Genomic DNA, 14,284 nt, shown 5'->3' on the forward strand with positions numbered 1-14,284 from the left:
TACGGCTATTCGGCATAAGGAATGGCTGCAGGAATGAAAGGAGTTACGGGTATATGGGTAAAATCGCGTTTGTGTTTCCGGGACAGGGGGCACAGGCTGTAGGAATGGGCCGCGATATTTATGAAGCGGATGCGGCTGCCAAGCAGCTGTTCGAGCGTGCGGATCAGGCGTTGGGCTACTCGCTGTCATCCATTATTTTTGACGGTCCGGAGTCGGAATTGAAAATTACTTATCATACGCAGCCTGCGCTGCTGACCACAAGTACAGCTTACCTGGAGCTATTTAAAGCAAAAGGAATCGAGCCTGATTTTGTGGCAGGCCATAGCCTTGGTGAATATAGCGCGCTTGTTGCCTCCGGCGTCCTCTCTTTCGAGGATGCTGTCCGCACCGTTCGTGCTCGCGGAGAGTTTATGGAGCAAGCGGTGCCAAGCGGGCAAGGAGCCATGGCTGCTGTGCTTGGAGGAGAACGGGAAGCGCTTCAACAATTGTGTGAAGCGATTACTCGTGAAGTCGGGGTTGTCGAGCTTGCCAACCTGAATTGTCCTGGACAAATTGTCGTTTCCGGCAGTAAGGAAGGGGTACAAGCTTTGGTGGAGCGCGGCAAAGAAATAGGGGCAAAGCGGGTTATTCCGCTTGAAGTCAGCGGGCCGTTCCATTCTTCCTTGATGAAACCGGCCTCCGAGAAGCTGGCTGGCGTCCTGTCCGGGCTTGAAATGAGCCGGGCTGCCATTCCGGTGGTTGCAAATGTCACCGCACGACCAGTGCAAGATCCTGCGGAAATACGCGAGCTTCTGGTTGAACAAGTGCACTCCTCCGTGCTTTGGGAGGACAGTATTGCATGGCTGATCGAGCAGGGCGTAGATACGTTTGTAGAGATTGGTTCAGGTACCGTTCTGGCTGGATTAATCAAAAAAATCGATCGCTCCGTCAAGGTATACGGGATCAACAGCAAGGAAGCCATCGACCAATTCCAATTGGAGCCTACGGCCTAGGAAGATACGTTAAGCTTGAAGGAGGAATTTGCAATGTTGACGGGGAAAGTAGCATTGATCACGGGGGCATCCCGGGGTATCGGGCGTGCCATAGCACTTACGCTTGCCGATGCGGGAGCGGACGTGGCCGTTAATTACGCCGGAAGCGAGGCTGCGGCTGCCGAAGTGGTCAGCTTGATTGAAGCCAAGGGCCGCAAAGCGATCAAAATCAAAGCCGATGTCAGCTCCACGCAGGAAGTGGAAGATATGTTCAAGCAGGTTTTGGAAACGTTTGGGAAATTGGACATTTTGGTGAATAATGCTGGCATCACGAGAGATAATTTGATTATGCGTATGAAAGAGGATGAATTCGACCAAGTGATCGCAACGAATCTGAAAGGCGTGTTTAATTGCGTCAAAGCCGCAACCCGCCCGATGATGAAGCAGCGTTCCGGTCGCATTATTAATATTTCTTCTGTCGTTGGCGTACTGGGTAATGCCGGACAAGCCAATTACGTCGCGGCCAAAGCCGGTGTCATCGGCATGACCAAAGCCACTGCGAAGGAGCTTGCCTCTCGTGGAATTACAGTCAATGCCGTAGCTCCTGGCTTTATCGAGACCGACATGACCGATAAGCTGTCTGAGGATATGCGTGCGCAGCTGCTGCAGCAAATTCCACTGGCGAAGCTTGGGCAGCCGGACGATATAGCCAAAGCCGTGCGTTTCCTTGCTTCGGATGACGCGTCTTATATGACGGGTCAAACGATTCATGTCGACGGCGGCATGTACATGTAAGAAAGAAGACTCCTTCTCAGCTCTACGAGCGGCTTTTGCCTTTTGTCAGGCAATTGCCACTATTCACAAATATTGTTTTTTTCAGAGGACCTTGCGCTTGCTATGGCAATTTGTCCGCAAGTTCAGTATAATACCATGGAGGAGGTGAACCGGATGTCCGAAGTTTTAGATCGCGTGAAACGTATCGTCATTGATCGTCTTGGTGTGGATGAGGCCGAAGTTACCCTCGAAGCCAATTTTAAAGATGATTTAGGCGCTGATTCTCTAGATGTAGTAGAATTGGTTATGGAATTGGAAGATGAGTTTGATATGGAAATCTCTGATGAAGATGCAGAGACAATTACTACTGTAGGTCAAGTAGTTGAGTACATAAAATCTCATACTTAATGTTATAAGTCCCGTTTGGTTTATAAGACGGGACTTATCTCCATTCAGCCCAAACGATAGTTTGCGATTAACGGAACTACTTACTTTTAACAACGGAAATACATAACAAATGTTATTTTAGATAGAGGTGGATGAAAGTGAAGCAAAGAGTTGTCATAACAGGGATGGGCGTCATGACCTCCTTGGGTCATGATCTCGAGACATTCTGGGGGAACCTGCTTGCAGGGAAATCAGGAGTGGGCCCGATCGAATTGTTTGATGTAAGCGAATATCCAACTCGTATTGCAGCGGAGATCAAAGATTTTAATCCCGAGCAATACTTCGATAAGAAAGAAGCGCGCCGGATGGACCGATTCGTGCAGTTTGCCGTTGCGGCCAGCTTAAGCGCACTGAAGGACGCAGGATTGAATGTGAAGGAAGACACCGACCCGGAACGCGTTGGGGTTTATGTAGGCTCTGGTATCGGCGGCTTGTCCACGTGGGAAGAGCAGCACAAGATTTTGTTGGAAAAAGGACCGAAGCGCGTCAGCCCGTTCTTCATTCCGATGATGATCGCGAACATGGCTTCAGGACAAATTTCCATGATGACAGGAGCGAAAGGGCCTAACAGCACTGCAGTTACTGCCTGTGCGACAGGTACGCACTCCATTGGCGATTCGTATAAAATGATTCAGCGCGGCGATGCTGACGTTATGATCTGCGGCGGTGCCGAAGCAACTATCAGCCCTACAGGTGTTGCCGGCTTCTGTGCTCTGCGTGCGATGTCAACCCGCAATGACGAGCCGGCAAGAGCAAGTCGCCCATTCGATACGGATCGTGACGGTTTCGTTATGGGTGAAGGTTCAGGTATTTTGATTCTGGAGTCTTTGGAGCACGCACAGAAACGCGGAGCGAAGATTTACGGTGAAGTGATCGGTTACGGCATGAGCGGCGACGCTTACCATATGACGGAACCGGATCCGGACGGGGCTGCCCGCTGTATGGTCAAAGCGATCAAAGACGCAGGTATTGCGCCGGAAGAGATCGATTACATCAATGCACACGGAACCTCTACGCCGGTAGGTGACCGTTCGGAGACGACGGCCATTAAGAAGGCATTCGGAGACCATGCGTATAAACTGGCGGTCAGCTCGACCAAATCGATGACAGGTCACCTCCTTGGTGCAGCCGGCGGCGTGGAAGCGCTCATCTGCGGATTGACGCTAAAGCACGGTATGATTGCTCCGACAATCAATTTGGAGAACCAAGATCCTGAATGTGACTTGGATTATGTGCCGAATACGCCGCGGAAAGCGGATGTAAACATAGTCATGTCCAACTCCTTTGGATTTGGCGGTCACAATGCCACGATTATTTTGAAAAAGTTTGAATAGATGAACCGCCGTGTGACGGAAATGAACAATACAGGATGCTCTTGAGTAGGTGGTGAAGGCATGCATCGAAACCTGAAACAGCTGCAATCGGCGTTGAATATTACCTTTCGCAAACCCGAGCTTTTACGGCAAGCGTTTACGCACTCTTCTTATGTGAACGAGCACCGTGTCGGCAATTATAAGGATAACGAGCGGCTTGAATTTTTGGGCGATGCGGTCCTGGAATTAACCGTTTCCGAGTATTTATTCGACACGTACCCGGAGCGTTCGGAAGGAGAGCTGACGAAGTTGAGGGCGTCTATTGTCTGTGAGCCTTCACTTGTTGGCTTTGCCGAGGAGCTGGATTTTGGCGCTTATGTACTGCTGGGCAAGGGTGAGGAGCTGACAGGCGGCAGAACGCGGCCGGCGCTGCTTGCGGATGTGTTCGAATCGTTTATCGGGGCTCTGTACTTGGATCAGGGGCTGGAAGTCGTTAAACAATTTTTGCGCAAGCATCTGTTCCCAAACCTGCCGCATCAGGGCAAGCTGCTGACTGTGGATTTCAAAACGCATTTGCAGGAATATACGCAGCAGCATAACATGGGCGTGTTGGAATACAGGATCGTCGATGAACGGGGGCCTGCCCACGAACGGGAGTTTGTAGCCCAGGTTCAGGTGAATGACACGCTTCTCGGACAAGGCTCCGGCCGTTCGAAGAAAGAAGCTGAGCAGCATGCGGCTGCCCAGGCTTTGGAAGCACTGAAGGTCCATATTCAATAATGAACCGTGCCCTAAGTTTCATTAGGGATGAGGAAGCAGCGGGGCAGCTGATGAAGCTGCTTTCGCTGCTTTTGCTGTTACAAAGGAGCTTTGCAGACGGTTCCATAAGTATCTACGATAGGGAATGTGTGGTACAATAACGTTGAGGTGAGACGATGTTTTTAAAGCGTATTGAGCTGTCTGGATTTAAATCGTTTGCCGACCGAACGGAGCTGGAATTCGTGCAAGGCATTACGGCTGTTGTAGGGCCCAACGGCAGCGGGAAGAGTAATATTTCCGACGGTATTCGTTGGGTGCTCGGGGAACAAAGTGCCCGCAGCCTGCGCGGCGGTAAAATGGAAGATATTATTTTTGCCGGCAGCGATGGCCGCAAAGCGGTGAATTATGGGGAAGTCTCGCTTACTCTCGATAATACGGATCAGGCCTTGTCGCTGGATTTTAACGAGGTGACGGTGACACGCAGGGTGCACCGCAGCGGCGACAGTGAATATTTAATTAACAAGCAGCCCTGCAGGCTGAAGGATATCACAGAGCTGTTCATGGATACGGGGATCGGTAAGGAAGCTTACTCGATCATCGGACAAGGGCGGATTGAAGAAATTTTAAGCACAAAATCTGAGGATCGCCGGGGCATTTTTGAAGAAGCGTCGGGGATTGTAAAATATAAATCGCGAAAGCGCGAAACTGAAAAGAAGCTGCAGGAAACCGAGCAAAATCTGCTTCGGATCCATGATCTGGTTGTGGAGCTCGAGGATCAGATTGAGCCACTGCGGATGCAATCGGAAAAAGCGATCCGGTTCAAAGAATTGAAGGAACAGCTGAAGAGTAATGAAATTGCGATGTATGTGTATCAGATTGAGCAAATTTACGCTTCCTGGACGGATACGAATGCCAAGCTGGAGAAGCTGAAGCAAGAACAGCTTGAGCTTTCGGCGGTTGTAGGCCAGCATGACGCGCATTTGGAGAAGCATCGGTGGGAGACACGCCGCTTGGAGGAGGAGATCGAACGCTTGCAGCAGCATTTGCTGCAGCTAAGCGAGGATTTCGAGAAATGTGAAGGTCAAGGCGAAGTATTGAAGGAACGCAAAAAAAATTATGGTGCCAACCAGGCGCAGCTGAGACAAACGATTTCCCAGCAGGAGCAGCGTATGCTTGAGAAGGAAACGGACTTATCCCGGTTCCAGGAAAAGATTGCGGCAATCTCCTCGGAGCTGATTCAATTTCAAGCGAAGCTAAAGGCGGAGGAAGATCGGCTGCTCGGCGTCAGCGGAGGAATCAGCTCCAGCGAGGAGGATCGGCTGAAGGGCGAGCTGCTGGAGACATTGAATGAAATGGCGAATGCCCGCAACGAGGTGCGTTATGCGGAGCAGCAAACGGAAGGCTTATCGAAAAGGCTGGACAGGCTCGGGGATGAGCACCGTAAATGGAAGGAGCAGCAGCAAAGCATCACAGAGCGCAAAAAGGATTTGGAGGAGCGTCTGAAGGCTGTTGTGGGACAGATTGCCGATGTGCGCAATCGTTACCTCGAGCTTAGCCAAAGCTTGAAATCAAAGCAGATCTTGTCGGAGGAAACGCAATCGACTGTACGTAAATGGGAGCAGAAGCTGGATGCGATGACTTCCCGGCGGGATACGATGCGTGAGATGGCCAACGATTACGACGGCTTTATGCATGGGGTCAAGGAAGTATTGAAAGCCAAGGATCGCGGGGATCTGCGGGGTATCAAAGGAGCAGTGGCCGAGCTGGTCAAGGTGCCTGCGAACGTTGAGGTCGCCATGGAGACGGCCTTAGGCGGAGCCCTGCAGCATGTTGTTGTAGATAGTGAGGCCAATGGCCGCGAAGCGATCGCTTTCTTGAAAAGACGTCAGCTCGGGCGCGCTACGTTCCTGCCTTTAGATGTCATTCGCGGACGCTCCATTCCGGAGGGGGAAAAGCGGGCCATCGAAGGGATGGAAGGCTTTATCGGTATCGGGGTGGATTTGGTGCACTTCGATGAAACCTATCGTCAAATTGTTGGAAGCTTGCTGGGAAATGTCATTATTGCCAGCCAGCTCGATATAGCGAACCGGATTGCTGCGAAGGTTCAATACCGTTATCGTGTCGTCACGCTGGAAGGGGACGTTGTTAACCCGGGAGGCTCGATGACAGGAGGCAGCCAGCAGAAGAAAGCAACGAATCTGCTTAGCCGTCAGCGTCAGATAGAAGAAATGGACAAGGAAATTATGGATTCCGAGCGTCAGCTTGTGCTGCTGCGTACCAAAGCGGATACGGTCCGCAAGGAAATTACGGCGGAGACGCATACACTCGAAGAGCTTCGGCAAAAAGGGGAAACACTGCGTATTGAAGAGCAGCAAATCCGTGCAGGCTTACAGCCGCTTGAGCATGAATCCAGGCAGGTTGCCGAGCAGTTGGCGCTGTACAGCCAGGATGGAGACGCATTGGATACGGAGCGCCGGGACCTGGACGGCCGCAGGACGGCTGCATTGGCTGCGCTGGAGCGTCTGCAGGAGCAGGAAGCGATCGTGCAGCAGGCGATTCGCGAGGCGGAGCTGGCACGTAAGGCGGGTGAGCTCGCGAAGGAAGAGCTGCAAACCCAGCTGACCGATTTGAAAATTAAGGTCGCTTCCCAATCGCAAGAGAAGCAATCGCTGCAGGAGCAAGAACGCCGGTTTAAGCAGGAGCTGGACGAGCTGAAGAACGAGCTGGAGCTGAATCGCAGATTGCTTGCACAGCTCGAGCAGGATATGGCGAATCATGATCAAGAGACGATACAGCAGATTGAGCAGCTGAACGATCTGAAGCTGAAGAAACAGCAGTGTACGGAGCAGCTGGATTTGAAGCGTGCGGAGCGTGCCGAATGGCAGGCTAAGCTGGAATTTGAAGAGAACAAAACCAAAGAGCAGCGCCTGCAGCTTCGGCAGGTAGAGGAACAGATGCATCAAATGGAAGTGCGTGTCACGCGGTTGGATGTTGAGCTTGAAACACTGCTCAAAAAGCTCGCAGACGACTATGAGCTAAGCTTTGAGCTGGCGAAGCAGCGTTATCCGGTGCCGGAGGACGTGCTTGGGGCACAAAATCTGGTACGTGAGCTGAAGCGGGATATCGCCATCCTGGGCGATGTGAATTTAGGGGCTGTGGAAGAGTTCCAGCGGGTGAACGAACGGTTCCAATTCTTGAGTGAACAGAAGAATGATCTGGTGGAAGCCAAGACGACCCTGTATCAGGTAATACGCGAGATGGATGAGGAAATGTCGAAGCGTTTCCGCACCACATTCGATGCGATCCGATCCCACTTTGTCGTTGTGTTCGCCAAGCTTTTTGGCGGAGGACGGGCCGATCTCATCTTATCCGAGCCGGACAATCTGCTCGACACAGGTATTGAGATCGTAGCTCAGCCGCCTGGCAAGAAGCTTCAAAATTTGCAGCTGCTGTCCGGTGGAGAGCGCGCACTGACGGCGATTGCGCTCTTGTTCTCGATTATTCGAGTGAAGCCGGTTCCGTTCTGCGTACTCGATGAGGTCGAAGCCGCATTGGATGAGGCGAACGTAGCGCGGTTTGCCGAATACCTGCGTGAATTTTCACAGCAGACGCAGTTTATCGTCGTAACCCATCGAAAAGGGACAATGGAGGAAGCAGACGTATTGTATGGGGTTACAATGGAAGAAGGCGGCGTTTCCAAGCTGGTATCGGTTCGCTTGGAAGAAGATGAAGCGATCATTGCAAGCTAAGCTTTGAGATGATCGGATGTAACGAAATGTACCAATTCATAAAAAAGGGGGCTGAAGCCGATGAGTTTTTTTAGACGTTTGAAAGAAAGCATTTCCTCGAAGGCCGAGGCGGTCACGAATAAATTTAAAGAGGGCTTGACCAAAACACGCGACGTGTTCGTGGAGCGAGTGGAGGATTTATTCAGCCGCCGCAAAAAGATCGACGAGGATTTTTACGAAGAGCTGGAGGAAATATTGATTGGTGCCGATGTGGGGATTAATACCGTATTGAAGCTGATCGATGACCTGCGGTCAGAAGTGCGCAAACGGAAAATCGAGCAGCCGAGCGAGCTGCAGCCGATTCTTTCCGAAATGCTGATCGACCTGCTTAAGGGCGATGAGAATGCAGGCTTGAAAATGGCCGATTCGGGCCTGACCGTCATCCTCTTTGTTGGTGTGAACGGGGTCGGCAAGACGACAACGATAGGGAAGCTGGCACACCACCTGAAATCGCAAGGAAAGAAGGTTATGCTCGCTGCGGGCGATACGTTCCGTGCCGGTGCGATTGAACAGCTGGAAGCTTGGGGGCAGCGCGCAGGTGTCGACGTCATCAAGCAGCAGGCCGGTTCCGATCCGGCGGCGGTCATGTTCGATGCACTGCATGCGGCCAAAAACCGTGGCGTAGACGTTCTGCTGTGCGACACGGCAGGAAGGCTCCAGAACAAGGTCAATTTGATGGAAGAGCTGAACAAAATTTATCGGGTGATTCGCCGCGAGGTGCCGGATGCACCGCACGAGGTGCTGCTGGTTCTTGATGCAACGACAGGTCAGAACGCGCTCAGCCAGGCGAAGAACTTTGATGAGAAATCGGGTCTGACCGGACTGGTGCTGACCAAATTGGACGGAACGGCCAAAGGGGGCATCGTCGTAGCGATTCGTCAGGAGCTGAAGCTGCCGGTTAAATTTGTGGGTCTGGGTGAAAAGATGGACGACCTGCAGCCGTTCGATTCAGATCAATTCGTGCATGCGTTGTTCAGCAAGTGGATTCCTGAGGGCGAACAGCAAGAAGATTCAGAATCGCTTAAATCCTAGAAATCGCGGATTTTTGATTTTTTGCAGGTGACAAGGAAATTAGCTTGACATCGTGATTCGTTTTCAGTATTATAAGTGATGTTGTTGCTGTAAAGTGTTTTACCTTAACGGAGGCGAGGCACTATGACGGAAGATAACATGCTTACGAAGACGAATCGCATTAACCTGCTCTTCGACTTTTACGAGAAGCTCCTGACCGAGAAGCAGCAAACGTTCTGCAAGCTGTACTTTCATGATGATTATTCCCTTGGGGAGATTGCTGCGGAGTTTCAAATCAGCCGTCAAGCAGTATATGAGCATATTAAGCGGGCGGAAGCGGTCCTGGAGGACTATGAGACGAAGTTGGCGCTGCTGTCCAAGCATGAAGAGCGAGGGCGTCTGGCAGTTCAGTTCACAGAGCTCACGGCAGAGCTTACAGAGGATCGCCGCAGGGAAGCAACGGCGTTAATGGATCAATTATTGAACATTGATTAGCCGAAACTGCTCTTGCGCCGAAATAGACTATACATTCGTACTTAAATAATGTGAATATAAAATACTTATGCAATAAAGTAACGCTTAGGAGGTGAATTCGCATGGCATTCGATGGATTAGCGAGCCGTCTACAGAATGTGTTCAGCAAGCTGAGAGGCAAAGGAAAGCTAACGGAAGACGATGTTAACGAGGCTCTGCGGGAAGTTCGTCTTGCGCTGCTTGAAGCGGACGTTAACTTTAAGGTTGTCAAAGAATTCATCGCCAAGGTCAAGGAACGCGCAATAGGTCAGGAAGTACTTCAAAGCTTCACTCCTGCCATGGTCGTGGTTGATATTGTTAATAAAGAATTAACCGATTTGATGGGCGGCACACAAAGCAAGCTCGCGAGATCCAACAAACCGCCGACGGTTATTATGATGGTAGGCTTGCAAGGTGCCGGTAAAACGACAACGACCGGGAAGCTCGCGAAGATGCTGCTTCAGCAAAACCACCGCCCCCTGCTTGCTGCCGGCGACATTTACCGTCCGGCTGCGATTAAGCAGCTGCAGGTGCTCGGTGAGCAGTTGAAGGTGCCTGTTTTCTCGATGGGAGATAAAGTCAGCCCGGTGGAGATTGCGAAGAATGCACTTCAGCACGCCAAAGACCATGGTAATGACTACTTGATCATGGATACTGCAGGTCGACTGCATATCGACGAAGAGCTGATGGAGGAACTGAAGCAAATCGTTGAAGCGATCAAGCCGGATGAGATTTTGCTGGTCGTCGATGCAATGACAGGTCAAGAAGCAGTAAACGTGGCCGAAAGCTTCCATAAGCAGCTGGAGATGACGGGCGTAGTATTGACGAAGCTCGATAGCGATACCCGCGGTGGTGCAGCCATTTCGGTCAAAGCCGTGACCGGCTTGCCGATCAAGTTTGCAGCCATGGGCGAGAAAATGGATGCGCTCGAACCTTTTTATCCGGATCGGATGGCATCCCGTATTCTTGGCATGGGTGACATGCTGACCCTGATCGAGAAAGCTCAAGCTGGTATCGATGCAGAGAAGGCCAAAGAAATGGAACGCAAAATGCGTACCGCAGAGTTTACCTTCGACGATTTCCTTGACCAAATGGAACAAGTAAAGAAGCTTGGGCCGTTGGATCAGATTTTGGACATGCTGCCCGGAGCGAACAAAATGAAGGGCATGAAGGATCTGAAGGTGGACGATAAGCAGATGGCAAGAGTCGCTGCGATCGTCAAGTCGATGACGAAGGAAGAACGGGCGAATCCGGACTTGTTGAGTCCGAGCCGCCGTAAGCGTCTTGCTGCAGGAAGCGGCAATTCCGTTCAGGATGTAAACAGGTTCATCAAGCAGTTTGATGATATGCGCAAGATGATGAAGCAGTTCTCCAGCATGATGGGGCCTAAGGGAAACAAGATGATGAAGAACTTGAAGGGCAAGATGGGCAAAGGAATGAAGTTTCCGTTCGGCTAAGCCTTGCGGATGACTATACAGCTTTTATTCTATGATGGAGGTGATTTTCAAATGGCAACACGTATTCGTCTTAAGCGTATTGGTGCTCACAAAGCTCCTTTCTACCGTGTAGTGGTATCGGATTCCCGTTCCCCTCGTGACGGTCGCTTTATCGAAGAGATCGGTACTTACAACCCAGTGGCTAAACCAGCACTTGTAAATATTGATGAAGAGAAAGCATTGAAATGGTTGCAAACAGGTGCTCAAGCTTCTGATACAGTTCGTAGTCTGTTCAGCCAAGCTGGCATCCTGAAGAAGTTCCACGAGTCCAAACTGCAGAAGTAATATCCCGATTCGGAGGGTGCTATGAAAGATCTTATAACCGTTATCGCTAAGGCGTTGGTAGATCATCCCGATGAAGTACAAGTGAAGGCGGTAGAGGACGAGCGCAGCATCACGTTCGAGCTGTCGGTTCATCCTGACGATGTCGGGAAAGTGATCGGGAAGCAGGGACGGATTGCGAAGGCTCTCCGTACGGTCGTCACTTCGGCTGCAGTAAAAGAGAGTAAACGTGTTTCGGTTGAGATTGTATCATAATGAATACGTTTGAGAGTTAGGAGCAATCCTAGCTCTTTTCTCTATTAGAGGTTGTTTAAAAAGTCCGCTTTGACAACGTGAAGAGCTGTTGAATCCGCGTTGAACCTAGTGGTAGCAGGTGACCCGGGCTAAACCGGGCTTTTTAAACATCCGCTATCAATCTAAAATTACAGCCGGAGGGGCATAATGAGCGAAAAATTGTATACGGTAGGCAAAATTGTCAATACACACGGGATTCGCGGTGAATTGAAAATTGTACCCGAGACGGATTTCCCGGACGAGCGGTTTGCCAAAGGAAGTGAGCTGCTCTTTTTTGATCCGCAAAATGGAAGGACGCTTCCCGTGGTGGTCGAGTCGGCAAGGGAACATAAGAAGCTGTTCATGATTAAGTTTCAAGGCTTTAGTAATATTAACGAGGTTGAGAAATACAAGGGCTGGCTATTGAAGGTTGAAGAGAAATATTTGTCCGAGCTGACGGACGATGAATTTTATCACCATGAGATTATCGGCTGCACGGTCATAACCGACGAAGGTGAAGAGCTGGGAACGATCAGTGAGATCCTATCCCCGGGCGCCAACGACGTATGGGTTGTAGAGCGTCCTGCAGGTAAGCCGGTGCTGCTTCCTTATATCGATGAGGTGGTATTGGAAGTAGATGTCGATGCGAAACAAGTGAAGGTGCATGTGCTGGAAGGCTTGTTGGACTTATGAGAATTGATGTGCTGACACTGTTTCCGGCGATGTTCGACGGTGTCTTCTCCTCCAGCATTCTTGGGAAAGCGCGGGAGAAAGGCATTGTGGAGCTGAATACCGTTAATTTTCGTGACTACGCCAACAACAAGCATAATACAGTGGATGATTATCCTTACGGTGGAGGCGGGGGGATGGTGCTGAAGGCCGAGCCTATCTTTGCAGCTGTAGAGGCACTGACGGAGCCGCTGGCATCTAAGCCCCGCATTGTCTTGATGTGTCCCCAAGGCGAGACATTCGCACAGAGGAAAGCTGAGGAGTTGTCCGGGGAAGAGCATCTCATCTTCATCTGCGGTCATTACGAGGGGTATGATGAGCGTATAAGAGAGCATCTGGTGACGGATGAGCTTTCCATCGGCGATTACGTGCTGACGGGTGGGGAGCTGCCCGCAATGGTTGTGATCGATAGTGTGGTACGCCTTCTTCCGGGAGTCCTCGGCAATGAGACCTCGGCTGTAACGGATTCCTTCAGCACAGGGCTGCTGGAATATCCCCATTATACCCGGCCGGAACAGTTTCGGGATTGGAAGGTGCCTGACATTTTATTATCGGGTCATCATGCCAATATAGAGAAATGGCGGAAGCAGCAAGCACTCCGTCGCACCCTTGAGAAACGCCCTGATCTGCTGGAAAACTATCCGTTGACCAAGGAAGAAAAACGATGGCTGGAGGAGCTCCGCCGCGAAATGGAGCAGCCTGAATTGTAGCGGCTGGTCTAAAACAAGCCTTCTTTGGCCAAGCTGAGAATATTGGTTGTGTTTCGATAGATTCTATGATAATATATACAACGTTGTGGCATTTTTGCCCGATTACGGTGGTCCTCTACGCATAACATCGACAGATTCGACTTCAGAGGCGGAATGAACACCTGTGTGGAAGGAGGGAGTCATACATGAGTCTAATCCAGGAGATTACGAAGGAACAACTTCGCCAAGATTTGCCTAAGTTTCGTCCAGGGGATACTGTGAAGGTCCACGTTAAAGTTATCGAGGGATCCCGCGAGCGTATCCAGCTGTTCGAAGGTGTTGTTATCAAACGCCGCGGTGGTGGAATCAGCGAAACTTTCACTGTTAGAAAAATTTCTTACGGTGTTGGTGTTGAAAGAACGTTCCCGATTCATTCGCCGAAGATTGATAAGCTTGAGGTGGCTCGCCGTGGTAAAGTTCGTCGCGCGAAGCTATACTACTTGCGCGGTCTTCGCGGTAAAGCAGCAAGAATCCAAGAGATTCGCTAAGACGAAAACAAACAGGGGCTTGTTAACCAAGCTCCTTTTCGTTTTTCTGGAGAATGTTAAACATCAGCAGCACATAAGGAGAAGGGCAGGTCTGTTATGGAGCAGGAACAAACCATGGAGAAATCAAGTCCGCTCAAGAATGAAGCCTGGGAATGGGTCAAAGCACTGCTCATTGCCGCAGTTCTCGTTTTTTTTATACGCTGGCTGATCTTCGCTCCTTTTATTGTAGAAGGTCCGTCCATGGAGCCTAATTTTTACACCAGTGAACGATTAATTGTGAACAAGATTATTTACTCGATACATAAGCCTCAGCATGGAGAAGTGGTCGTTTTTCACGCCACCAAGGATAAGGATTACATAAAGCGTGTCATCGCGGTCCCAGGGGAAACGGTTAAGGTGGAAGGCGACAAAGTATACGTAAACAACCAATTGGTGGACGAGACCTATTTGAAAAAAGCTTTGGATGACGCCGCTAAAAAAGGGATACCCTATAATACGAGAAATTTCCCGGAAAAAACGGTTCCTGAAGGTTCTGTGTTCGTGATGGGAGACAACCGTTCGAACAGTCAGGACAGCCGTGATATCGGTTTTATTAAATACGATCAAATTGTTGGACGTGCCGATTTGATTTTTTGGCCGTTCGATAAGATCAGCTTCGTGCATTTTAAGTAAAAAGATTCAGCAGCATGCT

Annotated in this window: 15 protein-coding genes; all 15 read left to right on the plus strand. The window is 50.5% G+C overall.

Going from position 1 to position 14,284, the window contains the following annotated elements; genetic code table 11:
* The first annotated feature begins 53 nt into the window (after positions 1 to 53).
* The 15 genes from fabD (at position 54) to lepB (ending at position 14,265) form a co-directional block, all read left to right on the plus strand.
* Positions 54 to 992: an ACP S-malonyltransferase gene (fabD, locus tag CF651_RS19205; RefSeq protein WP_094016489.1), complete on the plus strand. Its 939-nt coding sequence runs from the start codon at positions 54 to 56 to the stop codon at positions 990 to 992.
* 33 nt (positions 993 to 1,025) lie between these two features.
* Entirely contained in the window at positions 1,026 to 1,766 is a 741-nt protein-coding gene (fabG, locus tag CF651_RS19210) for a 3-oxoacyl-[acyl-carrier-protein] reductase (protein ID WP_094016490.1), read from the plus strand.
* A 153-nt stretch (positions 1,767 to 1,919) separates the two neighbouring features.
* Positions 1,920 to 2,153, plus strand: coding sequence for an acyl carrier protein (gene acpP, locus CF651_RS19215; protein ID WP_094016491.1), 234 nt, complete (start codon positions 1,920 to 1,922; stop codon positions 2,151 to 2,153).
* Positions 2,154 to 2,290: 137 nt separating this feature from the next.
* Positions 2,291 to 3,526 (plus strand): beta-ketoacyl-ACP synthase II, encoded by a 1,236-nt coding sequence (gene fabF, locus CF651_RS19220; protein ID WP_094016615.1) that lies wholly within the window; start codon positions 2,291 to 2,293, stop codon positions 3,524 to 3,526.
* A 60-nt stretch (positions 3,527 to 3,586) separates the two neighbouring features.
* The gene (gene rnc / locus CF651_RS19225) at positions 3,587 to 4,285 is read left to right on the plus strand and encodes a ribonuclease III (RefSeq protein ID WP_094016492.1); all 699 of its coding nucleotides are present in this window, start codon (positions 3,587 to 3,589) and stop codon (positions 4,283 to 4,285) included.
* Between the two features lie 155 nt (positions 4,286 to 4,440).
* On the plus strand, positions 4,441 to 8,013 hold the full coding sequence (smc, locus tag CF651_RS19230) for a chromosome segregation protein SMC (RefSeq protein ID WP_094016493.1): 3,573 nt from the start codon (positions 4,441 to 4,443) through the stop codon (positions 8,011 to 8,013).
* A gap of 60 nt (positions 8,014 to 8,073) precedes the next feature.
* Positions 8,074 to 9,084 carry a signal recognition particle-docking protein FtsY gene (gene ftsY, locus CF651_RS19235; protein WP_094016494.1) on the plus strand — a complete coding sequence of 337 codons (1,011 nt, stop codon included), beginning with the start codon at positions 8,074 to 8,076 and terminating at the stop codon, positions 9,082 to 9,084.
* Between the two features lie 123 nt (positions 9,085 to 9,207).
* On the plus strand, positions 9,208 to 9,558 hold the full coding sequence (locus CF651_RS19240) for a putative DNA-binding protein (RefSeq protein ID WP_094016495.1): 351 nt from the start codon (positions 9,208 to 9,210) through the stop codon (positions 9,556 to 9,558).
* Positions 9,559 to 9,659: 101 nt separating this feature from the next.
* Complete coding sequence (ffh, locus tag CF651_RS19245; protein WP_094016496.1) at positions 9,660 to 11,033, plus strand: signal recognition particle protein; 1,374 nt, start codon at positions 9,660 to 9,662, stop codon at positions 11,031 to 11,033.
* A 51-nt stretch (positions 11,034 to 11,084) separates the two neighbouring features.
* Entirely contained in the window at positions 11,085 to 11,357 is a 273-nt protein-coding gene (rpsP, locus tag CF651_RS19250) for a 30S ribosomal protein S16 (RefSeq protein WP_094016497.1), read from the plus strand.
* 21 nt (positions 11,358 to 11,378) lie between these two features.
* Entirely contained in the window at positions 11,379 to 11,609 is a 231-nt protein-coding gene (locus CF651_RS19255) for a KH domain-containing protein (protein WP_094016498.1), read from the plus strand.
* Positions 11,610 to 11,795: 186 nt separating this feature from the next.
* Positions 11,796 to 12,320, plus strand: a complete 525-nt coding sequence (rimM, locus tag CF651_RS19260) for a ribosome maturation factor RimM (protein WP_094016499.1) — start codon at positions 11,796 to 11,798, stop codon at positions 12,318 to 12,320.
* Entirely contained in the window at positions 12,317 to 13,066 is a 750-nt protein-coding gene (trmD, locus tag CF651_RS19265) for a tRNA (guanosine(37)-N1)-methyltransferase TrmD (RefSeq protein WP_094016500.1), read from the plus strand. Before rimM ends, trmD begins: the two co-directional genes overlap by 4 nt.
* Positions 13,067 to 13,251: 185 nt before the next feature.
* Positions 13,252 to 13,593 carry a 50S ribosomal protein L19 gene (gene rplS, locus CF651_RS19270; RefSeq protein WP_094016501.1) on the plus strand — a complete coding sequence of 114 codons (342 nt, stop codon included), beginning with the start codon at positions 13,252 to 13,254 and terminating at the stop codon, positions 13,591 to 13,593.
* A gap of 96 nt (positions 13,594 to 13,689) precedes the next feature.
* Complete coding sequence (lepB, locus tag CF651_RS19275; RefSeq protein WP_094016502.1) at positions 13,690 to 14,265, plus strand: signal peptidase I; 576 nt, start codon at positions 13,690 to 13,692, stop codon at positions 14,263 to 14,265.
* The last annotated feature ends 19 nt before the right edge of the window (positions 14,266 to 14,284 follow it).

This window comes from Paenibacillus rigui, from assembly GCF_002234615.1.
Taxonomy (GTDB): domain Bacteria; phylum Bacillota; class Bacilli; order Paenibacillales; family NBRC-103111; genus Paenibacillus_S; species Paenibacillus_S rigui.